Origin of the sequence: Paraburkholderia phymatum (genome assembly GCF_038900715.1) — a bacterium.
GTDB classification, from domain to species: Bacteria; Pseudomonadota; Gammaproteobacteria; order Burkholderiales; family Burkholderiaceae; genus Paraburkholderia; species Paraburkholderia phymatum_A.
In genome coordinates, this window is record NZ_JAYMRZ010000040.1 from 24,084 (window position 1) to 46,881 (window position 22,798).

Genomic DNA, 22,798 nt, shown 5'->3' on the forward strand with positions numbered 1-22,798 from the left:
CTCTGTTCAGTCCTTGAGCGTCAGTGCGAGCACCTTCACCACCAGTTCCTGATAGCTGATGCCGACGGCGCGCGCGGCCTTCGGCGGCAGCGAGTGATCCGTCATGCCGGGCGCCGTGTTCACTTCGAGGAAGTACGGATTGCCGTCGCCGTCCAGCATGAAGTCGGCGCGGCCCCAGTCCGTGCAGCCGAGCACGTCGAACGCGCGGCGCGCGAGCTTTTTCAGGCGCGCCTCTTCTTCGGCGGCGATGCCACACGGGATCAGATATTGTGTGTCGTTGGCGATGTACTTCGCGTGATAGTCGTAGAACTCGCCGGCGGGCACGATGCGGATGACGGGCAGATCGAGATCGCCCGCGATGCACGCGGTGTACTCGCCGCCGCCTTCGATGCTCTTCTCCACGACGACGATCCTGTCGAACTTCGCCGCTTCTTCGAGCGCGGGCGCGAGCGCATCGGCCGTCTTCACCTTGATCACGGCGACGCTCGAGCCTTCGCTCGCGGGCTTCACGAAGAGCGGCAAGCCGAGCTTCGCGACGATGTCCCGCGCACGCGCGGCGTAATCGTCGCCGCGCAGCACTGCTTCGAACGGCGGCGTCGGCACGCCGAGCTGCTGCCACACGAGCTTCGTGCGGAACTTGTCGAGACCGAGCGCCGAGCCCAGCACGCCGCTGCCCGTGTAACGGATGCCGTAGAAATCGAGCGCGCCCTGAATCTGGCCGTTTTCGCCGTAGCCGCCATGCAGCGCGTTGAACGCGCGCACGAAGCCTTCGTCCTTCAACGCAGCAAGAGGACGCTCGGACGGATCGAACGGATGCGCGTCGACGCCCGCGTCGCGCAGCCCTTGCAGCACGAGACGGCCGGAATTCAGCGACACTTCGCGCTCGGCGGACACGCCGCCCATCAGCACCGCGACCTTGCCGAAAGATTTGGGATCGACACCGCTCATTTCACACCTTCGTTTTCAGCGAGCCGACCCGGCACCGCGCCGATCGAACCCGCACCCATCGTGATCACCACATCGCCGTCGCGCACGATCGCAGCGAGCGCATCCGGCACTTCATCCACCGTTTCGACGAACACCGGCTCGACTTTCCCTGCGACGCGGATCGCGCGCGCGAGCGAACGTCCGTCCGCTGCGACGATGGGCGACTCGCCTGCTGCGTACACTTCCGTCAGCACGAGCGCATCGACCGTCGACAGCACCTTCACGAAATCTTCGAAGCAGTCGCGCGTGCGCGTGAAGCGGTGCGGCTGGAACGCGAGCACGAGACGCTTCTCGGGAAACGCGCCGCGCGCCGCCGCGATCGTCGCGGCCATTTCGACGGGGTGATGACCGTAATCGTCGACCAGCGTGTACGCGCCGCCGCTTGCCACGGGCACTTCACCGTAACGCTGGAAACGCCGGCCGACGCCGTTGAAATCAGCGAGCGCTCGCTGGATATCGGCATCTTTCACCTCGAGTTCAGTCGCAATTGCGATTGCGGCCAAAGCGTTCTGCACGTTGTGCATGCCAGGCAGGTTCAAGACGATGTCGATGGGCGGCGCGTCTTCGCGCATCGCTGTGAAATGCATCCGGCCTTCGCGCGCTTCGACGTTGACGGCGCGCACCTGCGCATCGGGCGCAAAGCCGTAGCGGATGATCGGCTTCGACACGAACGGCAGAATTTCCTTCACGTTCGGATCGTCGACGCACAGCACCGCAATGCCGTAGAACGGCAGCCGATGCGTGAACTCGATGAACGCCTGCTTGAGCCGCGCGAAATCGTGGCCGTAGGTGTCCATGTGATCGGCGTCGATGTTCGTGATGACCTCGATCACCGGGAAGAGGTTCAGGAACGACGCATCCGATTCGTCCGCTTCCGCGACGATGAAATCGCCCGTGCCGAGACGCGCGTTCGCGCCCGCGCTGATCAGCCTTCCGCCGATCACGAACGTCGGGTCGAGCCCGCCTGCCGCGAGCACGCTTGCGACGAGTGACGTCGTGGTGGTCTTGCCGTGCGTCCCTGCGATCGCGATGCCCTGCTTCAGGCGCATCAGTTCCGCGAGCATCACCGCGCGCGGCACGATGGGAATGCGGCGATGACGCGCGGCGAGCACTTCGGGGTTGTCGCTGCGCACGGCCGTCGACACGACGACGGCGTTCGCGCCTTCGATGTTCTCCGCGTCGTGGCCGATCGCGATGCGCGCGCCGAGCGCGGCGAGGCGCTCCGTCACCGCGTTGCGCGACAGGTCCGAGCCGCTCACCTGATAGCCGAGATTGACGAGCACTTCGGCGATGCCGCTCATGCCCGCGCCGCCGATCCCGACGAAGTGAATGTGTTTGACGATATGTTTCATTGCTTTCCTTCCGGGCTCAGGCTCGTTGTCACGCCGGCAACCGTCGCGCAGACCTGCGCGACCTGTTCGGTTGCATCGGGTTTCGCGAGCGAGCGCGAACGCTCCGCCATGTCCGCGAGCGAGTCCCGCGTCTGGCTGCGCAACCAGTCGGCGAGCTTCTCCGCCGTCAGGTCGCGCTGTTGTACGAGCAGCGCCGCGCCGTGATCGGCGAGAAACGCTGCGTTGGTTGTCTGGTGATCGTCGACGGCATACGGGAACGGCACGAAGAACGCCGCCACGCCGACAGCCGCGATCTCCGCGACCGTCATCGCGCCCGAACGGCAGATCACGAGATCGGCGTTCGCGTAGGCGCTCGTCATGTCGTCGATGAAGGGCACGAGCTGCGCGTCGTCGCCCGCCGCGATGCCGGCCGCTGCGTAGTTCGCGCGCAATGCATCGATATGCTTCGCGCCCGCCTGATGCACGACGCGCGGCCGCTCGTTCGGCGCGAGCTGCGCGAGCGCGCGCGGCACCGTTTCGTTCAGCGCGGCCGCGCCCAGACTGCCGCCCACGACCAGCACGTTCAGCGGACCGCTGCGCGCCGCGTAGCGTGCTTTGGGTGCCGGCGTGCGCGCGAGTTCCGCGCGAATCGGATTGCCCGTCCACTCGGCATGCGGCAACGCGTTCGGGAACGCGACGAGCACGCGCCTCGCGAGCTTCGCGAGCACCTTGTTCGCGAGACCCGCGATCGAGTTCTGCTCGTGCAGCACGAGCGGCGTGCCGCTCAATGCCGTCATCACGCCCGCCGGGAACGTGATGTAGCCGCCCATGCCGAGCACGACGTCCGGCTTCACGCGACGCAGCACCGAAAGGCTCTGCATGCACGCGCGCAGCAGATTCACGGGCAGCATCAGCTTGGTCTTGATGCCCTTGCCGCGCAGGCCGCCGAACTGCACGTACTCCATCGGAATGCCGTGCTTCGGGACGAGCGTCGCTTCCATGCCCGACCGATTGCCGAGCCACACGACACGCCAGCCCCACGCCTGCATCAGATGAGCGACGGCGAGACCCGGGAACACGTGGCCCCCGGTGCCTCCCGCCATCACCATCAGCGTGCGTTGTTGCATCGTCATACCTTGCCCCCACGCATGAGGATGAATGGGAGCAAGTCCGTTCTGGCTGCGGCGCTGCGCGCCTTCGCCGAAATCGTGCGCTGCTGCATGGGGGTCATACCTTCCCCCCACGCATCAGCATGAATGGGAGCAAGTCCGTTTTGGCTGCGGCGCTGCGCGCCTTCGCCGAAATCGTGCGCTGCTGCATGGGGGTCATACCTTCCCCCCACGCATCAGCACACGATTTTCGTAATCGACCCGCATCAGCACCGCCACCGCGATGCAGTTCAGCAAGATGCCCGAGCCGCCGTAGCTGACGAGCGGCAGCGTGAGACCTTTGGTCGGCAGCAGGCCGAGGTTCACGCCCATGTTGATGAAGGTCTGCGCGCCGAACCAGATGCCGACGCCCTTCGCGACCAGGCCCGCGAACGTGCGGTCGAGCGCGAGCGCCTGACGGCCGATCTCGAACGAACGGCGCACGATCCAGTAGAACATCAGGATCACGACGAGCACGCCGACAAAGCCCAGTTCCTCGCCGATCACGGCAAGAATGAAGTCGGTGTGCGCTTCCGGCAGATAGTTGAGCTTTTCGACACTGCCGCCGAGGCCCACGCCGAACCACTCGCCGCGGCCGAACGCGATCAGCGAGTGCGTCAGCTGATAGGCCTTGCCCTGCGCGTAGCGGTCGTCCCACGGATCGAGGTACGCGAAGATCCGCTCACGGCGCCACGGCGACGCCCACACGAGCAGCGTGAAAGTGCCCACGGCCGTTGCGACCAGCCCGCCGAAAATCTTGCCGTTCACGCCGCCGAGAAACAGCAGGCCCATCGCGATCGCCGCGATCACCATGAACGCGCCCATGTCCGGCTCGAGCAGCAGCAGCATGCCGACCACGCCGACGGCGAAGCCCATCGGCAGAAAGCCCTTCGCGAAGCTGTGCATGTATTCCTGCTTGCGCACCGTGTAGTTCGCCGCGTAGATCGTCACGGCGAGCTTCATGATTTCCGACGGCTGCATGTTCGTGATGCCGAGGGGAATCCAGCGGCGCGCGCCGTTCACGCCCTTGCCGACGTGAGGAATCAGCACGATCACGAGCGCGACGAGCGCGATCAGGAAGAGCTTCGGCGCGTACTTGTCCCACGTCGAAATGGGCACACGGAACGCGATCACGCCCGCGATCGTGCCCATGACGACGAAGATGACCTGGCGCATGAGGAACGCGTAGTCGTGATACGACGCGTACTTCGGCGAATCGGGCATCGCGATCGACGCCGAGTAGACCATCACGATACCGAGCCCGAGCAGCGCGACGACGACCCACACGAGCGAATGATCGTAGTCGAGCATCCGCGAGCGCAGCGGACGCACGCCGCTGACGGCGCTCGACAGCCCGCCCGTGCGCGACGTGCGTTCCGGCACAGCCGCGCCGCCTGGCTGGCCCGCTATGGAGCCGCGCTGCTTGCCGAGTTGCGAACCGAAACGTTCCGACCAGCTCATATCATCGTCCCCCGTTCGGCAGCGATGTCTTCGACCGCGCTGCGGAATACCGCGGCGCGATGCGCGTAGCCCTTGAACATGTCGAAGCTCGCGCACGCAGGCGACAGCAGGACGGCGTCGCCCGGTTCCGCGAGGGCGCCGGCTGCGCGCGTCGCCTCTTCGAGCGTCGCGTGGTCGGTCATCGCGATGCCCGTGTGCGCGAGCGCGGCGCGAATCTGCGGCGCGTCGCGGCCGATCAGCATCACGGCGCGGCACCAGCGCGTCACGGGCTCGGCGAGCGGCTCAAATGCCTGGCCCTTGCCGTCGCCGCCCGCAATCAACACGACGCGTTGAGCGAGACCGTCGAGCGCCGCAACCGTCGCGCCGACATTCGTGCCCTTGCTGTCGTCCACATAGTCGATGCCGTCGATCGACGCGATCAATTCGACACGATGCGGCTCGCCGCGATACTCGCGCAAGCCGTGCAGAAGCGGAGCGCCGGGCAGGCCGATCGCGCGCGCGAGCGCGAATGCGGCGAGCGCATTCGTGGCGTTGTGCAGGCCGCGGATGCGCAGCGCGTCAGCGGGCATCAGCCGCTTCGGCGCGATATCGGGCGGCGTCGCGGACTCGCTCTTGCGACGGCGCGTCGGCATGGGTTCGTCGGCTGCGTCGCGGTCCTGCGCCTCGACGAGCCAGATCATGCCGCTATCGCGCAGCAGACCCAGATCGCCGTCGCGCAAAGGCTCCGTGACGCCGAACGTCACCACTTGCGCGCCGCCTTGCTCCGACGGCGCAAGCGCCATCACGCGCGCGTCGTCGCGATTGAGCACGCGCACCGTGTTCTTGCCGAAGATCTTGCCCTTCGCCGCCGCATACGCATCGAGGCCGCCGTGCCAGTCCAGATGATCCTGCGTGATGTTCAGTATCACGGCCGCGTCAGGCTCGAACGTGTGCGCCGTCTCCAACTGGAAGCTCGACAGTTCGAGCACCCATACGTCGGGCAACGCGGTGTTGTCGATGGCTTCCGTGAGCTTGTCGAGCGCGGCCGGGCTGATGTTGCCCGCGACCGCGACCTTCTTGCCCGCGCGCTCGCACAACAGGCCGGTCAAGCTCGTCGTGGTGGTCTTGCCGTTCGTCCCCGTGATCGCGATCACCTTCGGCGCGTAGCCGCTTTCGCCGAGCGTTCTCAATGCCTGCGCGAAAAATTCGAGCTCGCCCCACACAGGGATGCCGCGCTCGCGCGCCGCTGCGATCAGCGGCACGAGATCGGCGGCGAGCGGCGACAGGCCCGGACTGATCGCGACCAGTTCGACGCCTTCCAGCAGCACGGGCGAAAACGGCCCGCCGACGAAATCGCCGGCGATGCCGTGCGCTTCGAGCGCGGACAGGTTCGGCGGCACTTCGCGCGTGTCGGCGATGCGCAGGCGGCAACCATGCCGCGCGCACCAGCGCGCCATCGCGAGGCCCGATTCACCGAGCCCCAGCACGAGTACCATCGGCTTTTGCCGATCCCGAAACTTCTCGCCAAACATCGACTGCTTCCCCTTGAGTGCGAATTCGAATGCTGCTTAACGCAGCTTGAGCGTGGACAAACCGAACAGGCACAACATCAGCGTGATGATCCAGAAACGCACCACGACTTGCGTCTCCTTCCAGCCCGACAATTCGAAGTGGTGATGCAGCGGCGCCATCTTGAAGATGCGGCGGCCTTCACCGAAACGTGCCTTCGTGAACTTGAACCACGTGACCTGCAACATCACCGACACCGTCTCGGCGACGAAAATCCCGCCCATGATGAAGAGCACGATTTCCTGACGCACGATCACCGCGATCGTGCCGAGCGCGCCGCCGAGCGCGAGCGCGCCGACGTCGCCCATGAACACCTGCGCCGGGTGCGTGTTGAACCAGAGGAACGCGAGCCCTGCCCCGCCCATCGCCGAGCAGAAGATCAGCATCTCGCCCGCGCCCGCGATGTGCGGAAACAGCAGGTATTTCGAATAGACGGCGCTGCCCATCACATACGCGAACACGCCGAGCGACGAGCCGACCAGCACGACAGGCATGATCACGAGACCGTCGAGACCATCGGTGAGATTCACCGCGTTGCTCGAACCGACGATCACGAAGTACGTGAGCGCGATGAAGCCCCACACGCCGAGCGGATAGGTCATCGACTTGAGGAACGGCAGCAGCAGGTCGGCGCGCGCGGGCAGGCCCATCGACAGACCGCTGCGCACCCACGCCATGAACAGATCGAACACGCGCACGTTGCTCGCTTCCGATACGCTGAACGCGAGATACACGGCCGCGAACAGACCGATCACCGACTGCCAGAAATACTTTTCGCGCGACGACATCCCGCGCGGGTCCTTGTAGACGACCTTGCGATAGTCGTCGACCCAGCCGATCACGCCGAAGCCGAACGTGACGAGCATCACGATCCAGATGAAGCGGTTGGTCAGATCGGCCCACAGCAGCGTCGACACGGCGATGCCGATCAGGATCAGCACGCCGCCCATCGTCGGCGTGCCGGATTTCACGAGGTGCGTTTGCGGGCCGTCCTTGCGCACGGCCTGGCCGACCTTCATCGCCGTCAGCTTGCGGATCACCCACGGGCCGCAGACGAGCCCGATCAGCAGCGCGGTGATCGTCGCCGCGACAGCACGAAACGTCAGATAACTGAACACGCGCAAAAAGCCGACGTCGTTCTGCAGCCATTGCGCCAGCGCCAGTAGCATGCTTCTGTCCTTCTCTTTCAGTGTGCGCCGGGCGCCGTGCCCGGTGCGGGTTGTGGACTCGTAACGGCGTCCACCACGCGTTCCATCTTCATGAAGCGCGAGCCTTTCACGAGATACGTCGCAGCCGCGCCGTATCCGGCCTGCTGCAATTGCGCGACGAGCGCATGCACGTCGTCGAAATGCTTTGCTTCGCCGCCGTAAGCGGCACACGCGTCACGCGACGCGTCGCCGAGCGCGTACAGCGCATCGATGCCGCGCGCCTTCGCATACGCGCCGACTTCGCGATGAAATTCCGGGCCGTTGTCGCCGACTTCGCCCATGTCGCCCATCACCAGCACGCGCGGCGACGGACGCGCGGCCAGCACGTCGATGGCGGCGATCATCGAATCGGGATTCGCGTTGTACGTATCGTCGATCACGGTCGCGCCCGACATCGCGCCGAGCACCGCGCGCTTCACCTGGAGGCGGCCCTTCACTGCGCCGAACGCTTCGAGACCGCGCTTGATCGCATCGAGCGCGACACCCGATGCGAGCGCCGCCGCTGCCGCCGCGAGCGCGTTGTGCGCGTTGTGCGCGCCGAGCACTTGCAGCGTGACGTCGACGTGGCCTTCGGGCGTATCGATGCTCAACTGGTTGCCGTCGAGCGTTCCCTGAACGGCCGCCTGCGTCGTGTGCTCCGCCGTGTTCAGCGCGAAATCGATGATGCGGCTGCCCGTCGCCGCGACGCGCCAGATGCTGGCGTAAGCGTCGTTGGCGGGAAACACGGCGACGCCTTCCGGCTTCAACGCGTGAATCACGGCCGCGTGTTCGAGCGCGACGGCCTCGACGGTCGCCATGAATTCCTGATGCTCGCGCTGCGCGTTATTGACGACCGCGACGCTCGGCTCGGCGATCTTGCCGAGCAGCGCCGTTTCGCCCGGATGATTCATGCCGAGTTCGACGACGGCGAGCTTGTGCGCTTCGCTCAAACGGAACAGCGTCAGCGGCAAGCCGACGTCGTTGTTGAAATTGCCCGCTGTCGCGAGACGCGACGATTCGCCGACGGCCGCGGCGAAAATCGACGAGATCATTTCCTTGACCGTCGTCTTGCCGTTGCTGCCCGTCACCGCGACGAGCGGCATCGCAAAGCGGCGGCGCCAGCCATTCGCGAGCGCGCCCAATGCCGTGCGCGTGTCGCCTGTCACGCGCAAAGCGGGGACGTTGAAATTCTCCGGCGTGCGCGTGACGAGCACCGCGCTCACGTTGCGCGCGGCGACATCCGCGAGGAAATCGTGCGCGTCGAAACGGTCGCCCTTCAGCGCGACGAACAGATCGCCGGGACCGCACGTTCGGCTGTCCGTCGAGATGCCGTCGAACGAAACCGATTCGTCGCCCGTCACCGTTGCGCCCGGAATGACGGCGGCTGCTTCGCGCAGCGAAAACATCGCGTCACCTCGCCGGGTCATTCGCCACCTCCACGTGCGTGCGTCGCGCGGGCCGCGAGCGCGAGCCGTGCGTGATCCTGATCCGAGAACGCGCGCTTTTTGCCCATGATTTCCTGCGTCGATTCGTGACCCTTGCCCGCCAGCACGACGACGTCTTCGCGCGCTGCGCAGCGCACCGCTTGCAGGATCGCGCTCGCGCGGTCTTCGATGCGGCGCGCCTTCGCGTCGTCCTTCATGCCGGCCGCAATCTGGTCGATGATCTTTTGCGGATCTTCGCTGCGCGGGTTGTCGCTCGTCACGACGACGGCGTCGGCGCATCGCTCGGCGATCGCGCCCATCAGCGGACGCTTCGTCGCGTCACGGTCGCCGCCGCAGCCGAACATGCAGATCAGCTTGCCGCCGCGCGCATCCGCAATCGGGCGCAATGCCGTCAGCGTTTTTTCGAGCGCATCGGGCGTGTGCGCGTAGTCGATCACGACGAGCGGTTCGTCGTTCTGCAAACGGCCGCCGAGACGCTCCATCCGGCCGTTCACCGATTCGAGCTTTGCGAGTTGCGCAACGGCTGCATCGAACGGCACGTCGGACGCGAGCAGCGCGCCGAGCACGCCAAGCAGGTTGCTCACGTTGAACGCGCCGAGCGTGTTGACCTCGATCTCCGTCTCGCCCCAATTCGATGCGATATGAAATGCGGTGCCCGTCGCGGTCGCGCGCACGTTCGACGCGACGATCGACGCATCGGCCTGCACGTCGGCGTGCGGCGCGAGCGCATAAGCGATCGTCTTCGTGCGGCCCTTCGTGCTCGCGATCATGCGGCGGCCCGCTTCGTCGTCGGCGTTGATGACGGCGGCCTTCAGCTCCGGCCACGCGAAAAGACGCGCCTTCGCCGCTTCATATGCTTCGAACGTGCCGTGATAGTCGAGATGGTCCTGCGTCAGATTCGTGAACACGCCGACGCTGAACGCCGTGCCATTCACGCGCCCCTGATGCAGCGCGTGCGACGAGGCTTCCATCGCGACGCCTTTCGCGCCCGCGGCGCGCAGATTAGCGAGGCTGCGCTGCAATTGCGGCGCATCGGGCGTCGTGAATCCGGTATGCACGAGATGGCCCGGCATGCCGCTGCCGAGCGTGCCGATGATCGCGCACGGCTCGCCGAGCGCCGTCAGCGCCGCCGAGATCCAGTTCGTGCACGAGGTCTTGCCGTTCGTGCCCGTCACGCCGATCACGCGCATTGCGTCGCTCGGGTCGCCGTACCACGCGCTCGCGATCGTGCCCGCCAGTTCGTTCAGGCGGGGCACGGCGAGCATCGTCGCCGCGTCGATGTTGCCGCCGAAGCCGTCCGATTGCACCAGCACGGCAGCCGCGCCGCGCTCGATCGCGTTGTCGATAAACGGACGGTTGTCCGCGCCGTCGACGGCATAGGCGAGAAACACGTCGCCCGCCGCGATCGTGCGGGTATCGGCGTGCAAATGTGCGCCTGGCTGCACGCGTGCGCGCAGCCAGGCAAGCGCGTCAGCAATCTGCCGTTGCGCCGGATGAGAAGAACGCAGCGCACTCATCGAACTACTCCGGGGCGGTTCTTCGCGTTGTCTGAAATCGTCAACTTCTTCGGCGCTGCATGCGTCGCGAGTCTTTTCGCGCCGTTCGCTGCCGGTTGGGACGCCGCCGCAGGCGTGGCGGCGTTCACGTCGTCGGATACGACCATCTGCTTGACGGGCTGATCGGGCGGCACGTTCAGCGAGCGCAGCGTATCGCCGGCGATCGACGAGAACACGGGGCCCGATACCTGGCCGCCGAAGTGGCTGCCCGCCGTCGGTTCGTCGACGGACACGGCCACCACGATGCGCGGATTCGGCATCGGCGCCATGCCGACGAACGACGCACGGTACTTGCTGTGATCGTAGCCGCGCCCGACGTGCTTGTACGCCGTACCCGACTTGCCGCCGACGCGATAGCCCGGCACCGCCGCATCCGGCGACGTGCCGCCCGGCGAGACGACGGTTTCGAGCATCGCGCGCACTTCACGCGCGGTGGTCGGCGAGAAAACCTGCGGGCCCGTCGTCGGCTGATCTTTCGGCGTGCGGAAGATCGACACGGGCATGATCTGGCCGTCGTGCGCAATCGCCGTGTACGCGCGCCCGAGCTGGAACAGCGACACCGAGAGGCCGTAGCCGTACGACATCGTCGCCTGCTCGATCCGCCGCCAGCTCTTCCACGGACGCAGACGGCCCGCCGCCGCGCCCGGGAAACCGACCTTCGGCGCCTGGCCGAGACCGATGCTGGTGTACATGTTCCACATTTCTTCGGGCTTGAGCTGCATCGCGATCTTCGTCGCGCCGATGTTGCTCGACTTCTGGATCACGCCGCCGACCGTCAGCACGCCGAAAGCGGAGTCATCGGTGATCGGCGCGCCGTCAAGCACGAAACGGCCGCCGCCTGTATCAACCAGTGTAGTCGGCGTGACGCGATGCAGGTCGAGCGCGAGCGAAACCGTGAACGGCTTCATGATCGAGCCCGGCTCGAACGTGTCGGTGAGGATGCGGTTGCGCAGCTGGTCGCCCGTCAGGTGCGAGCGGTCATTCGGGTTGTACGTCGGGTAATTGACGAGCGCGAGCACTTCGCCCGTGCGCACGTCGATCACCATCGCGGCGCCCGCCTTGGCCTTGAATTTCTGCACGGCCGCCTTGAGGTTCGTGTACGCGATGTACTGAATCTTGCTGTCGATCGACAGATCGACGTCCAGACCGTTGTGCGGCACGACCTGCTCGTCCACGTCCTCGACGATGTGGCCCATGCGGTCCTTGATCACGCGGCGGCTCCCCGCCACGCCCGCGAGCAGCTTCTGGTCGCCGAGCTCGACGCCTTCCTGGCCTTCGTCTTCGACGTTCGTGAAGCCGATCAGGTGAGCGGTGATCTCGCCTTCCGGATAAAACCGCTTGTACTCCGTGCGCTGATAGACGCCGGGAATATTGAGCGCCTCCACTTTCGCGGCCACCTCGATCGGCACCTGGCGCTTCACGTAGACGAACGTCTTGTCTTCCGACAGCTTCTTGCGCAGTTCCGGCTGCGTCATGTCAAGCAGCTTGGCGAGCTGAGCGAGCTTGTCCGCGCCGAGATCGTCCGGCACCGATTCGGGAATCGCCCATATCGCGCGCACGGGCAGGCTCGTCGCGAGCACGAGGCCGTTACGGTCGAGAATCTTGCCGCGCGTGGCGGGCAACTCCAGCCGGCGCTGATAGCGGCTTTCGCCCTGCTTCTGATAGAACGCGTTGCCCGGACCCTGAATCCAGAACGCGCGCCCCGCGAGCGCGACGAACGCCATGAAGAGCAGGAACACGACGAGCTTCGAGCGCCACATCGGCAGGCGCACCGAAAGAATCGGATTCGCCGAGAACGCGACGCTCTTGTTCTTGTTCGACGATTTCTTCATCGCGTGCCTCCACGAACGTTCGTGGCGGGCGCCGAAGCCGGCGCGGAAGTGGGAATCGGTGCGTCCTCGGCCTTCGCCGAACCGGCGTCGAGCGTCAGATATTGCGTGCGCCCCGTGGTCGCGCCCTGCATCTTCAGCGAGTCGGTCGCGATCTGCTCGATGCGCGAAGTCTTCGACAGCGCGCTCTGCTGATATTGAAGCTGCGAATAGTCCTGCTGCAGCTGGCGCTCCTGCGATTGGGCGCGCTGCAACTGGATAAAGAACTGACGCTGCTGGTTCGTCGCCTTGACGACGGAAAGCGCACAACCCATTACGACGATCAGCAGGAAGATGTTGAGACGGTTCATGGCGCGATCCGCTCCGCAACGCGCATCACGGCGGAACGGGCGCGCGGGTTGGCGGCGACTTCGGCGTCGCTCGCGAATACGCGGCCTAGCAGTTTGAGCGGAGGGCTCGGCAGATCGACGGCGCGGATCGGCAGGCGGCGGTCGACAGCAGGCGCGCTCGACTGCGCCTGCATGAACCGCTTGACGATCCGGTCTTCGAGCGAATGAAAGCTGATCACGACCAGCCGCCCCCCTTGCTCCAGCAACGACAATGCTGCTTCTAGTACGACTTGCAGCTCCGCAAGCTCTTGATTGATGTGAATCCGTATAGCCTGAAAGGTGCGGGTTGCCGGGTCCTTACCCTTCTCACGGGTTTTGACGACGTTAGCCACGATTTGGGCAAGCTCGCCCGTGCTGACGAGAGGCCCAAGACGGTCGGACTCTGCCCGGCGAGCAGCAAGCGCCTTTGCAATCTGAAAAGCAAACCGTTCTTCCCCATAATCCCGTATCACCTCCGTCATTTCCTGCACCGTGGCCCGCGCCAGCCAATCCGCCGCGGACTCGCCGCGCGTCGGGTCCATCCGCATGTCGAGCGGGCCGTCGGCGCGGAAACTGAAACCCCGCTCCGGATCGTCGAACTGCGGCGACGACACGCCCAGATCCAGCAACACCCCCGACACACGCCCTACCCCGCGCGCGCTCATCGCGTCGCGCAGTGATGCGAAGCTTTCATGCACGATCTCGAAGCGCGGATCGGCGATCTGCTGCGCGGTGGCGATCGCGAGCGGGTCTTTGTCGAAAGCGATCAGACGCCCCGCCTCACCCAGCTTCGCCAACACCGCGCGGCTATGGCCGCCACGCCCGAACGTGCCGTCCACATAGACGCCGTCCGCGCGCGTGACGAGCGCATTCACCGCTTCTTCGAGCAGCACCGTGCGATGCTGCAATTCGTTTCCCATCGCAGGCGCCATTTCCGATTACCTGCGTTCAGAATGTGAAGTTCTTCAGAGACTCGGGCATGCCCTGCGCCATCGCCGCCTGCTCCTGCGCGATGTACGTTTCCTTGTCCCACAGTTCGAAGCGATTACCCATTCCCAACAACATCACGTCTTTTTCCAGCGACGCCGCCTGGCGCAGCTCCGGCGCGATCAACACGCGGCCGGCCGTATCGATATCGACATCCGCAGCGCTGCCGAGAAAGATCCGCTGATACCACTTGGCTTCCATCGGGAGCGCGGCGATCTTCGCGCGAAAGACTTCCCACTCGGGGCGCGGAAACAGCAACAGGCAGCCGTCCGGGTGCTTGGTCACAGTCACCCGTCCTTCTGCCTGCCCTTGCAGCGCGTCCCGATAGCGAGCCGGGACGGACATCCGCCCCTTCGCATCGAGTGTCAGCGCTGACGCCCCTTGGAACACTTCGCTCCCCTTTTGTCGGGGCGCTGAAAGATGCCGCCCGATTCTGGAAATTTACCGGAGAAAGCGCGTGGGATCACACAAAAAAACACTTTCTCACACTGTCTCCCACTTTAGAGTAACCCCCAACACGGGTCAAGGGAGACGCACGGTTTTTTGACGAATTTTGTTTGCAAGAACAAGGACTTAGCGCCGCTTGCTCACGCAGCATGCAAAATGAAAAACCGTTATAAATGAATGAGCTAGTGAAACTTGTGAAGGTGATACGTGAAAAGTACGAAGGAAAAGCGTGGCGGGAAAGCGTTCTGGTAGGACGAAAGGCGCGGGCCGGCTGAGGATTTGGAGCGATTTTGCGGACGGCGCCGAGAGCGCCGCCCACTTCAGGCGAATAGCGTTAAATCAGGTCAAACGTGGTACGCGGTGCGAGTCATGATTTTGGACGCGGCACGCATCAGCGCACGCGCCGGGAACGGCAATTCGGCACCGCCCGCATCCGTCGCGGCCTTGCCGTGCGCGACTTCATCGACGCGCATCTGCTCGACGATCGCACGCGACTCGTGATCGCCTTCCGGCAACGTGGTGAGATGGCCGCCGAGGTGCAACTCGACCTGCCGCTCCGTCTCGGCCATGAAGCCGAGACTCACCCGATCGCCGAGGCGGCCAGCCGCGAAGCCGATCGCGAGGGCGCCAGCATACCAGAGTGGATTGAGCAGACTCGGGCGCGAATCGAGCGCTTCGAGGCGCTTATAGGTCCACGCGAGGTGGTCCTCCTCTTCGCGCGCGGCATGCTCGAATGCCTGCTTGAGCGCTGGCGAGCGCGTCGCCAGCTTTTGCGCCTGATAAAGCGCTTGTGCGCACACCTCACCGACATGATTGACGCGCATGAGTCCCGCTGCATGCGCGCGCTCTTCATCAGTCAGTTCGACGGGCTCGACAGACGCAGGGGGAACAGGCAGCGGACGCGACATCCGCGACACCCCGTTTATTGAGCGTAAACCCCGATCAAACTCTGTAATCAACTCATCAATCAGCATCTTGGCCTCCACGACGCGGCGCTCGCACCACTCTCCGCAGAGCCTTGTACATCAAGGGTTTGCGGCTGACGGCAAAAAATTCTTCAGGGTGGTTCCGACGGCCGGTTTTCGATTTTAGACCATGTTGCGTAAACGAAACAGCGGTCCGGCGGGCGTCCTGCTTTTTCTTTGTTCACTTAGGTGTCTTTGTTACATTACGTGCAACTTCTTGACGAAGTTACGCAAGGCCGCAACGCAGATAAATATTTGCCTTGTTTGAAAATAATTCGCAAATCCTTGGAGATCTTTCGATGAAAAAGTCGCTTCTCGCTCTGGCAGCATTGGGCGCGTTTGCTGGCGTCGCTCATGCGCAAAGCAGCGTGACGCTGTACGGCATTATTGACGAAGGTTTTAACATCAATACCAACTCGGGCGGCAAGCACCTGTACAACCTGTCGAGCGGCGTTCTGCAAGGCAGCCGTTGGGGCATGCGCGGCACGGAAGACCTCGGCGGTGGCCTGAAGGCGATCTTCGTGCTCGAAAGCGGCTTCGACGTCAACAACGGCAAGGCGGGTCAAGGCGGCCTGCTGTTCGGTCGTCAGGCTTACGTCGGCCTGGGCAGCCAGTTCGGCACGGTCACGCTGGGTCGCCAGTACGACTCCGTCGTCGACTACGTCGGTCCGCTGGAAGCGGGCGACCAGTGGGGCGGCTACATCGCTGCTCACCCGGGCGACCTGGACAACTTCAACAATGCGTACCGTACCAACAATGCCGTCAAGTTCACGAGCGTAAACTACGCTGGCCTGACGTTCGGCGGTTTGTACAGCCTGGGCGGCGTTGCGGGCGACTACTCGCGTAACCAGGTCTGGTCGTTGGGCGCTGGCTACAACAACGGTCCGCTGGTCTTGGGCGTTGGTTATTTGAACGTTCGTAACCCGAACGTTTCGTTCTTCGGCAACAGCACGTCGGGCACGGTCAACCCGGCGGTTTCGAACGTCTCGTCGCCGGTCTACAGCGGCTACGGTTCGGCTCACACCTATCAGGTGATCGGCGCGGGCGGTGCATATACGTTCGGCGCAGCGACGGTTGGTGCAACCTACTCGTACACCCGCTTCTACGACCTCGGCTCGTCGTTCGCAGCACCGGGCCTCACGGGTCAGACGGCATTGTTCAACAACGCGGAACTCAACTTCAAGTACCAGCTCACGCCTGCTCTGCTGGTCGGTGCCGCGTATGACTACACGCACGGCAGCAGCTTGAACGGTCGCGACGCTGCGAAGTACCACCAGGGTTCGGCTGGCGTCGACTACTTCCTGTCGAAGCGTACGGACGTCTACCTGATCGGTGTATACCAGCACGCTACGGGCAACGATTCGACGGGCGGAAAGGCAGTGGCAGCAATCAACGGCCTGTCGGCTTCGTCGAACGAGAACCAGTTCACGGCTCGCGTCGGTATCCGCCACAAGTTCTAATAAGTTGTGAATGCGTAGTACCCTCGAGGGCGCCTTCGGGCGCCCTTTTTTATTTGCGCGGCGTTTGTTGTGCTGCTCGTGATGTGTGCGCTACCGTCGTGGCAACCGAGAGTTTGCCGCTGCGCAAATGGAAACGGCCCAATGACGTAGCGTCCATTGGGCCGTGCTTTCACTCGGCGCTCGGCTGCTTTCAGTAGCCCGCCTACGCGCTTTTCCGGTTCTTCACGCGCCGCGCGCGCTCAAGCCCGACCATCGCGCAACTCGCGGCGCAAGATCTTGCCGACATTGCTCTTCGGCAGCTCCTTGCGAAATTCGACGATGCGCGGCCTCTTGTATCCCGTCAGCTGGTCTTTGCAGAACGCGAAGATGTCGGCATCGGTGATCGATTCGTCTTTCTTCACGATGAAGAGCTTCACCGCTTCGCCAGAATGCTGGTCCGGCACACCGACTGCCGCCACTTCGAAAACGCCCGGATGTTTCGCGACCACATCCTCGATTTCGTTCGGATAGACGTTGAAGCCCGACACGAGAATCATGTCCTTCTTCCGGTCGACGATTTTCACGAAGCCGTCTTCGTCGATGATCGCGATGTCGCCCGAGCGGAAGAAGCCGTCAGCCGTCATCACCTTCGCCGTTTCGTCCGGACGGTTCCAGTAACCCGCCATCACCTGCGGACCCCGGATGCACAACTCGCCCGCCTGGCCGACGGCGAGTTCGTTGCCGTCGTCGTCGCGGATCGACACTTCCGTCGACGGCAGCGGCAGACCGATCGTGCCGCTGTACTCGGTCACGATCGCCGGATTGCACGTCACGCACGGCGACGTCTCCGACAGGCCATAGCCTTCGACGATCGGCGCGTTCGTGCGCTCGAACCAGCGTTTCGCGACGGCTTCCTGCACGGCCATCCCGCCGCCGTTCGCGACCAGAAGATTCGAGAAATCCAGCTTCGAAAAGTCCGGATGATTGAGCATCGCGTTGTATAGCGTGTTGACGGCCGGGATCGTCGTGATCTTGTAGCCTTGCAGCGACTTGATCATCCCGGCGATGTCGCGTGGATTCGGAATGAGCACGCCGAGACCGCCCGTGCGGATCGTCAGCAGACCGCACACGGTCAGCGCAAACACGTGATAAAGCGGCAGCGCGACGACGGTCACGAACTGGTCGATGTCGGGGCGCTTCGAGCGCGCGGGTTCGAGCCATACGTGCGACTGCAGCACGTTCGCAACCAGATTGCGATGCAGAAGTGTCGCGCCCTTCGCGACGCCCGTCGTGCCGCCCGTGTACTGAAGAAATGCGACATCATCTGGGCCTTGCTTGACGGGCGTGAACCGGCTGCGAGAGCCTTCGGAAATAACGTCGTTGAAGGGGACGTGCCCGGGAAGACTCCAGGCCGGCACCATCTTCTTCACACGGCGCACGACGAAATTGACGAGCATACCCTTTGCGCCCATCAGATCGCCCATCGACGCCACGATGATGTGCCGGACCGACGTATTGCGCACGATCGCCTGCAACGTAACCGCGAAATTCTCGAGCAGGATGATCGCTTCCGCGCCGCTGTCTTTCAGCTGGTGTTCCAGTTCGCGCGGCGTGTAGAGCGGATTCACGTTCACGACGACATACCCCGCGCGCAGAATCGCAGCGATGGCGACAGGATATTGCAGGACATTGGGCATCATGATCGCGATGCGCGCGCCGCGCGCGATGCCCTTCGACTGAAACCATGCGGCAAGCCGAATGGAGAGGCTGTCGAGTTCGCCATATGTGATCTGCTTGCCCATGCACGCGAATGCCGGTTTCGCGCGGTTCACACGGAAGCTCTCTTCCAGCATCGCTGTGATCGACTCGTACTGGGTGGGATCGATCTCTTTGGGCACGCCGGGCGGATACGATTTCAGCCAGACTTTTTCCATACGGCGTCTCCTCCGTGATTTTCGAATGGTCGTGCTAAAAATCGCATCGTAGCATGCGCCGACGCGTGACTATTCGGGGTTAGCCCCCAGTTAGACGAGGCACTCGAAAGCGCCGACCGGGGACCGGGAAAGGGGTGGCGCAGCGGAAACGCCGCTGCGCGTTCGGAAGTGGCTCAGACTCGCTCGATTTCGACGAGGCAGTCGTAGAAAGTCGCCGAGCCGCCGAGATCGGTCAGCGCCTGGCTCGTGACCTGGTTGGCGTTTCGGCCGTCGGGAGCGAGCTTCTTCCACCAGATCGACAGGCCGACGACGAGCCCCGCGCGCGCCTTGTCGGTGACACGGGCGCGCGCCTGCATCGAGCCGCGATCGTTGAAGATGCGGACCTGATCGCCGTCGTGGATGCCGCGTTCGGCAGCGTCGGCGGGATGAATGTCGAGATGCGGTTCGCCTTCCGTCGCGCGCAGGCTTTCGACGTTCACGAATGTGCTGTTCAGGAAGTTGCGCGCCGGCGGCGAAATCATCGCGAGCGGGTAGCGCGCGGCCAGTTCGGGCGAGCCGTCCGCCGACTCGTAAGGCGGCAAGTAATCGGGCACAGGTTCGAGGTCGGCTTGCGCGAGCCGCTCGCTATAGAACTCGCATTTGCCTGAGGGCGTGCGAAAGCCGCCGTTCGCGAATGGCGCATCGGGAACGTTCAGCTTCGCCCAGCCGTCGCGCTTCAAGGTTTCCCATGTGACGCCGTCGAGCATCGGATCGTCCCAGCGGTACGCAGACGACGCGACCGTCTCATCGCTCTCGTACAGCGCCGGTTCCTGGAGCTCCATCGCGCGCGCGATGCCGCGGAAAATCTCCGTATTCGGGCGCGCCTCGCCGACGGGCGGTATCGCGGGCAGGTTGGCCATCACGTGCGTGTGCCCGTACGACTTGTGAATGTCGAGATGTTCGAGCTGCGTGGTCGCGGGCAGCAGCAAATCGGCGTAGTCGGCGGTGTCGGTCTGGAAATGCTCGAGGACGATCGTGAACAGATCTTCGCGCGCGAAGCCCGCTGCAACGCGCTCCGAATCCGGCGCAACGGCGACGGGGTTCGAGTTGTACACGACAATCGCTTCGATCTTCGGGCCAAACCCGGCGTCGCCTGGATTGCACAAGGCGTCGCCGATCGCGTTCATGTTCACGATGCGCGGTTGGTTCGACGGCCAGCCCGGCATCAGATCGGGTCGCGCCAATGCGCGCGAATCGACTGGCGCCCAGCCCGACGACGACATCAGCAGACCGCCCGAACGCTCGCGCCATGCGCCTGTCAGCGACGGAAGACATGCGATCGCCCGCACCGCGTTGCCGCCGCCGCGCACGCGCTGCATGCCGTAATTCATGCGGATCGCCGCCTTTTTGGTGCGGCCGTAAAGACGTGCGAGATCGATGATCGTCTGCGCATCGATCCCGCAGATTTCAGCGGCGCGCGAAGGCGGATAGTCGAGCGCGCGCGCCTTCAATTGCTCGAAGCCGAGCGTATGGTCGGCGATGTAGGCGTGATCGAGCATGTCTTCCGTGATCAGCACATGCATCATGGCGAGCGCCAGCGCACCGTCCGTGCCGGGTTTCAGCGCAACGTGCTGGTGGCATTTCTCGGCAGTAAGCGAGCGGTACGGATCGATGGCGATCAGACGCGCTCCACGGCGCTTCGCTTCCTGCGCGCGCGTCCAGAAATGCAGATTCGACGCGATCGGGTTCGCACCCCAGATCAGAATCACCTCGCTCTCGTCAAAAAACTCGGTGAGCATGCCGAGACTCGCGCCGTACGTATATTTGAGACCCGCAGCGCCCGCCGCTGCGCAGATCGTGCGGTCGAGTTGCGACGCGCCGAGCTTGTGGAAGAAGCGCTGCGCAATACTGTCGCCCTGCACGAAACCCATCGTGCCGGCGTAGCTGTACGGCACAATCGCCTGGGGCGCGCGGCCCGCGATCTCCGACAGCCGCTCCGCGGCGAGATGCAACGCCTCGTCCCAGCTGATCGGCTCGAATCGTCCTTCGCCTTTGCGGCCGACGCGGCGCATCGGCGTCGTCAGCCGGCGCGGATGATGAACGCGATCCGCGTAACGGCTCACTTTCGTACACAGGACGCCCTGTGTCGGCGGATGATCCGGGTCGCCGACGACCTTGACGGCGCGGCCGTTCTCGACGGTCACGCGCATTGCGCAGGTATCGGGACAATCGTGCGGGCAGACGGCGCGAGCGAATTCAGCGGGAGCGTTCATATTGATATCGAGCGGGGATTGCGCGAGTGAAGGCCCTGATTCTATTACGTTCCCCTCATCCGATCTGACACGCGACCGTCAAAAATAGCGATGGGCGTAGAATCAATTATCAATCTCTCCGGAATCGACTGTCCGGATCACACAGCTCACTGCCACTTTCTCAATCCATCATGAAACTGATCCCTGAAATCCAAGCCGCACGCGGCGAAATTCAGACTCTCCGACGAACGATTCACGCTAATCCGGAATTGCGATACGAGGAGGCGCAAACGGCGTCATTGGTCGCAAAGACGCTGGCTGGATGGGGAATCGAGGTGCATGAAGGCATCGGGAAAACCGGCGTCGTTGGCGTACTGAAGCATGGCACGGGAACGAAGTCGATCGGACTACGCGCCGATATGGATGCGCTGCCGATCCACGAGCTGAACACGTTCGAACATCGCTCGAAAAACGAGGGGAAAATGCACGCGTGCGGGCATGACGGACACACGGCGATGCTGCTCGGCGCGGCGCGGCATCTGGCGCAGGAAGGCGATTTCGACGGTACGATCGTGTTCATTTTTCAGCCGGCCGAGGAAGGCGGCGCGGGCGCGAAGGCCATGATCGACGATGGGCTGTTTACGCGCTTTCCCGTCGATGCCGTGTTCGGTATCCACAACTGGCCTGGGATGCCGGCGGGCAATTTCGGTGTGACGGAAGGGCCGATCATGGCTTCCAGCAACGAATTTCGCATCGAAATCAAAGGCGTGGGCTCGCACGCGGCGCTGCCGCACAATGGCCGCGATCCTGTATTCACCGCGGTACAGATCGCCAATGGCCTGCAAAGCATCATCACGCGTAACAAGAAGCCACTCGATACGGCGGTGCTGTCGATCACCCAGATCCATGCCGGCGATGCCGTAAACGTCGTGCCGGATGAGGCCTGGATTGCCGGCACGGTGCGGACCTTCACCACTGAAACGCTCGATCTGATCGAAACCCGGATGCGGAAAATCATCCAAAGCACGGCCGAGGCGTACGACTGCTCTGTTGAAATCACGTTTCACCGCAACTATCCGCCTACGATCAACAGCAGCGAGGAAGCACGGTTCGCGGCGTTGGTGATGAAGGAAATCGTCGGCGACGAAAACGTCGACGATGCCGTCGAGCCGACGATGGGCGCCGAGGACTTCTCATTCATGTTGCTGGCGAAGCCGGGATGCTACGCATTTCTCGGCAACGGGGACGGTGGGCATCGCGAATCGGGTCACGGCGCCGGGCCGTGTATGCTCCATAACGCCAGCTATGACTTCAACGATGATTTGCTTCCGGTCGGGTCTACTTACTGGGTTCGGTTGGCGCAGAGATTTTTGGCTGCGGAGTGAGGAGGTTGGGTGCGGGTGGCGCTCATCAAAATGTGCGGGCGCCTGTCATTATCCTGCGTGATGAGACGCAGCAGCGTCTTAACGGACCACTGCGGACGAATGGTGAGCACAGGCAAACGCGTCTCGAACGGACTGTGTTTGTTGGTCCCGGGTGAGTCGTGACAACCGGCGCGGAATCAATTCCGGTGATTGCATCAACCGAGAAACGGCGAGTTAGCTAACTTGCGAATGGTGTACTCGCCGGGCAAGGTCAGTTGTATCAGCCAAGGTGTCCAAGTCTCGCGACTTGCAGCTGAGGCTGAGCTACCCGGGTACGGTGGGGCCAACAGGAACGCTCTATCCGCCGAGACGGCGACAGCAGCAGGTTTTTCGCCGCCTCAAGCTCGTGGGAGGTGAGCCAGCCGGAGAAGGTAAAAGTGGGGCGCCGTAAACGCCCAAGCCCCGCCTTTTGAGGGGCGGGGCTGTGGTCTGGGTAAGGAGCCTGACGATTACCTACTTTCACACGGGCAATCCGCACTATCATCGGCGTGGAGTCGTTTCACGGTCCTGT

17 protein-coding genes are annotated in these 22,798 nt (G+C 63.8%); 2 read left to right on the plus strand and 15 right to left on the minus strand.

The window, feature by feature from the left end:
- Window positions 1-6: 6 nt before the first annotated feature.
- The 13 genes from VSR68_RS40210 to coq7 form a co-directional block, all read right to left on the minus strand.
- Window positions 7-948 (minus strand): D-alanine--D-alanine ligase, encoded by a 942-nt coding sequence (locus VSR68_RS40210; RefSeq protein ID WP_342945023.1) that lies wholly within the window; start codon window positions 946-948, stop codon window positions 7-9.
- Window positions 945-2,339, minus strand: coding sequence for a UDP-N-acetylmuramate--L-alanine ligase (gene murC / locus VSR68_RS40215; RefSeq protein WP_342945024.1), 1,395 nt, complete (start codon window positions 2,337-2,339; stop codon window positions 945-947). The genes VSR68_RS40210 and murC overlap by 4 nt, the downstream gene beginning before the upstream one ends.
- On the minus strand, window positions 2,336-3,451 hold the full coding sequence (gene murG, locus VSR68_RS40220) for an undecaprenyldiphospho-muramoylpentapeptide beta-N-acetylglucosaminyltransferase (RefSeq protein ID WP_342945025.1): 1,116 nt from the start codon (window positions 3,449-3,451) through the stop codon (window positions 2,336-2,338). Before murG ends, murC begins: the two co-directional genes overlap by 4 nt.
- A 192-nt stretch (window positions 3,452-3,643) precedes the next feature.
- On the minus strand, window positions 3,644-4,927 hold the full coding sequence (gene ftsW, locus VSR68_RS40225) for a putative lipid II flippase FtsW (RefSeq protein WP_342945026.1): 1,284 nt from the start codon (window positions 4,925-4,927) through the stop codon (window positions 3,644-3,646).
- Window positions 4,924-6,438 carry a UDP-N-acetylmuramoyl-L-alanine--D-glutamate ligase gene (murD, locus tag VSR68_RS40230; RefSeq protein WP_342945027.1) on the minus strand — a complete coding sequence of 505 codons (1,515 nt, stop codon included), beginning with the start codon at window positions 6,436-6,438 and terminating at the stop codon, window positions 4,924-4,926. Before murD ends, ftsW begins: the two co-directional genes overlap by 4 nt.
- A gap of 36 nt (window positions 6,439-6,474) precedes the next feature.
- On the minus strand, window positions 6,475-7,644 hold the full coding sequence (gene mraY / locus VSR68_RS40235; RefSeq protein ID WP_087735237.1) for a phospho-N-acetylmuramoyl-pentapeptide-transferase: 1,170 nt from the start codon (window positions 7,642-7,644) through the stop codon (window positions 6,475-6,477).
- Window positions 7,645-7,661: 17 nt separating this feature from the next.
- Window positions 7,662-9,089 carry a UDP-N-acetylmuramoyl-tripeptide--D-alanyl-D-alanine ligase gene (locus VSR68_RS40240; RefSeq protein WP_342945028.1) on the minus strand — a complete coding sequence of 476 codons (1,428 nt, stop codon included), beginning with the start codon at window positions 9,087-9,089 and terminating at the stop codon, window positions 7,662-7,664.
- The gene (locus VSR68_RS40245; protein WP_342945029.1) at window positions 9,086-10,624 is read right to left on the minus strand and encodes a UDP-N-acetylmuramoyl-L-alanyl-D-glutamate--2,6-diaminopimelate ligase; all 1,539 of its coding nucleotides are present in this window, start codon (window positions 10,622-10,624) and stop codon (window positions 9,086-9,088) included. The genes VSR68_RS40240 and VSR68_RS40245 overlap by 4 nt, the downstream gene beginning before the upstream one ends.
- Window positions 10,621-12,495 (minus strand): penicillin-binding protein 2, encoded by a 1,875-nt coding sequence (locus tag VSR68_RS40250; RefSeq protein WP_342945030.1) that lies wholly within the window; start codon window positions 12,493-12,495, stop codon window positions 10,621-10,623. Before VSR68_RS40250 ends, VSR68_RS40245 begins: the two co-directional genes overlap by 4 nt.
- Window positions 12,492-12,842, minus strand: coding sequence for a cell division protein FtsL (gene ftsL, locus VSR68_RS40255; RefSeq protein WP_342935911.1), 351 nt, complete (start codon window positions 12,840-12,842; stop codon window positions 12,492-12,494). Before ftsL ends, VSR68_RS40250 begins: the two co-directional genes overlap by 4 nt.
- A complete protein-coding gene (rsmH, locus tag VSR68_RS40260) occupies window positions 12,839-13,780 on the minus strand; it encodes a 16S rRNA (cytosine(1402)-N(4))-methyltransferase RsmH (protein ID WP_087735254.1) in 942 nt (313 codons plus the stop codon). The genes ftsL and rsmH overlap by 4 nt, the downstream gene beginning before the upstream one ends.
- Before the next feature lie 28 nt (window positions 13,781-13,808).
- A complete protein-coding gene (gene mraZ / locus VSR68_RS40265; RefSeq protein ID WP_087735242.1) occupies window positions 13,809-14,237 on the minus strand; it encodes a division/cell wall cluster transcriptional repressor MraZ in 429 nt (142 codons plus the stop codon).
- 401 nt (window positions 14,238-14,638) lie between these two features.
- On the minus strand, window positions 14,639-15,268 hold the full coding sequence (gene coq7 / locus VSR68_RS40270; protein ID WP_342945031.1) for a 2-polyprenyl-3-methyl-6-methoxy-1,4-benzoquinone monooxygenase: 630 nt from the start codon (window positions 15,266-15,268) through the stop codon (window positions 14,639-14,641).
- Between the two features lie 290 nt (window positions 15,269-15,558).
- Between coq7 and VSR68_RS40275 the strand changes: the two genes are divergently transcribed.
- Window positions 15,559-16,719 (plus strand): porin, encoded by a 1,161-nt coding sequence (locus VSR68_RS40275; RefSeq protein ID WP_342945032.1) that lies wholly within the window; start codon window positions 15,559-15,561, stop codon window positions 16,717-16,719.
- Window positions 16,720-16,958: 239 nt separating this feature from the next.
- Here the strand turns inward: VSR68_RS40275 and VSR68_RS40280 are convergent, their stop codons facing one another.
- Both VSR68_RS40280 and VSR68_RS40285 read right to left on the minus strand, forming a co-directional pair.
- Window positions 16,959-18,632, minus strand: a complete 1,674-nt coding sequence (locus VSR68_RS40280) for a long-chain fatty acid--CoA ligase (RefSeq protein WP_342945033.1) — start codon at window positions 18,630-18,632, stop codon at window positions 16,959-16,961.
- A 173-nt stretch (window positions 18,633-18,805) separates the two neighbouring features.
- Window positions 18,806-20,884: a molybdopterin oxidoreductase family protein gene (locus tag VSR68_RS40285; RefSeq protein WP_342945034.1), complete on the minus strand. Its 2,079-nt coding sequence runs from the start codon at window positions 20,882-20,884 to the stop codon at window positions 18,806-18,808.
- 170 nt (window positions 20,885-21,054) lie between these two features.
- Here VSR68_RS40285 and VSR68_RS40290 point away from each other — a divergent pair, with 170 nt between their 5' ends.
- Window positions 21,055-22,248, plus strand: a complete 1,194-nt coding sequence (locus VSR68_RS40290) for a M20 aminoacylase family protein (protein ID WP_342945035.1) — start codon at window positions 21,055-21,057, stop codon at window positions 22,246-22,248.
- Window positions 22,249-22,798: the final 550 nt, after the last annotated feature.

What these genes read in the sequence shown, in the direction of transcription:
- VSR68_RS40210 (WP_342945023.1), bottom strand. Translation starts at nt 948, where the DNA reads ATGAGCGGTGTCGATCCCAAATCTTTCGGCAAGGTCGCGGTGCTGATG.
- ftsW (WP_342945026.1), bottom strand. Translation starts at nt 4,927, where the DNA reads ATGAGCTGGTCGGAACGTTTCGGTTCGCAACTCGGCAAGCAGCGCGGC.
- VSR68_RS40290 (WP_342945035.1), top strand. Translation starts at nt 21,055, where the DNA reads ATGAAACTGATCCCTGAAATCCAAGCCGCACGCGGCGAAATTCAGACT.
- coq7 (WP_342945031.1), bottom strand. Translation starts at nt 15,268, where the DNA reads ATGCTGATTGATGAGTTGATTACAGAGTTTGATCGGGGTTTACGCTCA.
- murG (WP_342945025.1), bottom strand. Translation starts at nt 3,451, where the DNA reads ATGACGATGCAACAACGCACGCTGATGGTGATGGCGGGAGGCACCGGG.
- mraY (WP_087735237.1), bottom strand. Translation starts at nt 7,644, where the DNA reads ATGCTACTGGCGCTGGCGCAATGGCTGCAGAACGACGTCGGCTTTTTG.
- ftsL (WP_342935911.1), bottom strand. Translation starts at nt 12,842, where the DNA reads ATGAACCGTCTCAACATCTTCCTGCTGATCGTCGTAATGGGTTGTGCG.
- murD (WP_342945027.1), bottom strand. Translation starts at nt 6,438, where the DNA reads ATGTTTGGCGAGAAGTTTCGGGATCGGCAAAAGCCGATGGTACTCGTG.
- VSR68_RS40285 (WP_342945034.1), bottom strand. Translation starts at nt 20,884, where the DNA reads ATGAACGCTCCCGCTGAATTCGCTCGCGCCGTCTGCCCGCACGATTGT.
- rsmH (WP_087735254.1), bottom strand. Translation starts at nt 13,780, where the DNA reads ATGGGAAACGAATTGCAGCATCGCACGGTGCTGCTCGAAGAAGCGGTG.
- VSR68_RS40280 (WP_342945033.1), bottom strand. Translation starts at nt 18,632, where the DNA reads ATGGAAAAAGTCTGGCTGAAATCGTATCCGCCCGGCGTGCCCAAAGAG.
- VSR68_RS40245 (WP_342945029.1), bottom strand. Translation starts at nt 10,624, where the DNA reads ATGAGTGCGCTGCGTTCTTCTCATCCGGCGCAACGGCAGATTGCTGAC.
- VSR68_RS40250 (WP_342945030.1), bottom strand. Translation starts at nt 12,495, where the DNA reads ATGAAGAAATCGTCGAACAAGAACAAGAGCGTCGCGTTCTCGGCGAAT.
- VSR68_RS40240 (WP_342945028.1), bottom strand. Translation starts at nt 9,089, where the DNA reads ATGACCCGGCGAGGTGACGCGATGTTTTCGCTGCGCGAAGCAGCCGCC.
- murC (WP_342945024.1), bottom strand. Translation starts at nt 2,339, where the DNA reads ATGAAACATATCGTCAAACACATTCACTTCGTCGGGATCGGCGGCGCG.
- VSR68_RS40275 (WP_342945032.1), top strand. Translation starts at nt 15,559, where the DNA reads ATGAAAAAGTCGCTTCTCGCTCTGGCAGCATTGGGCGCGTTTGCTGGC.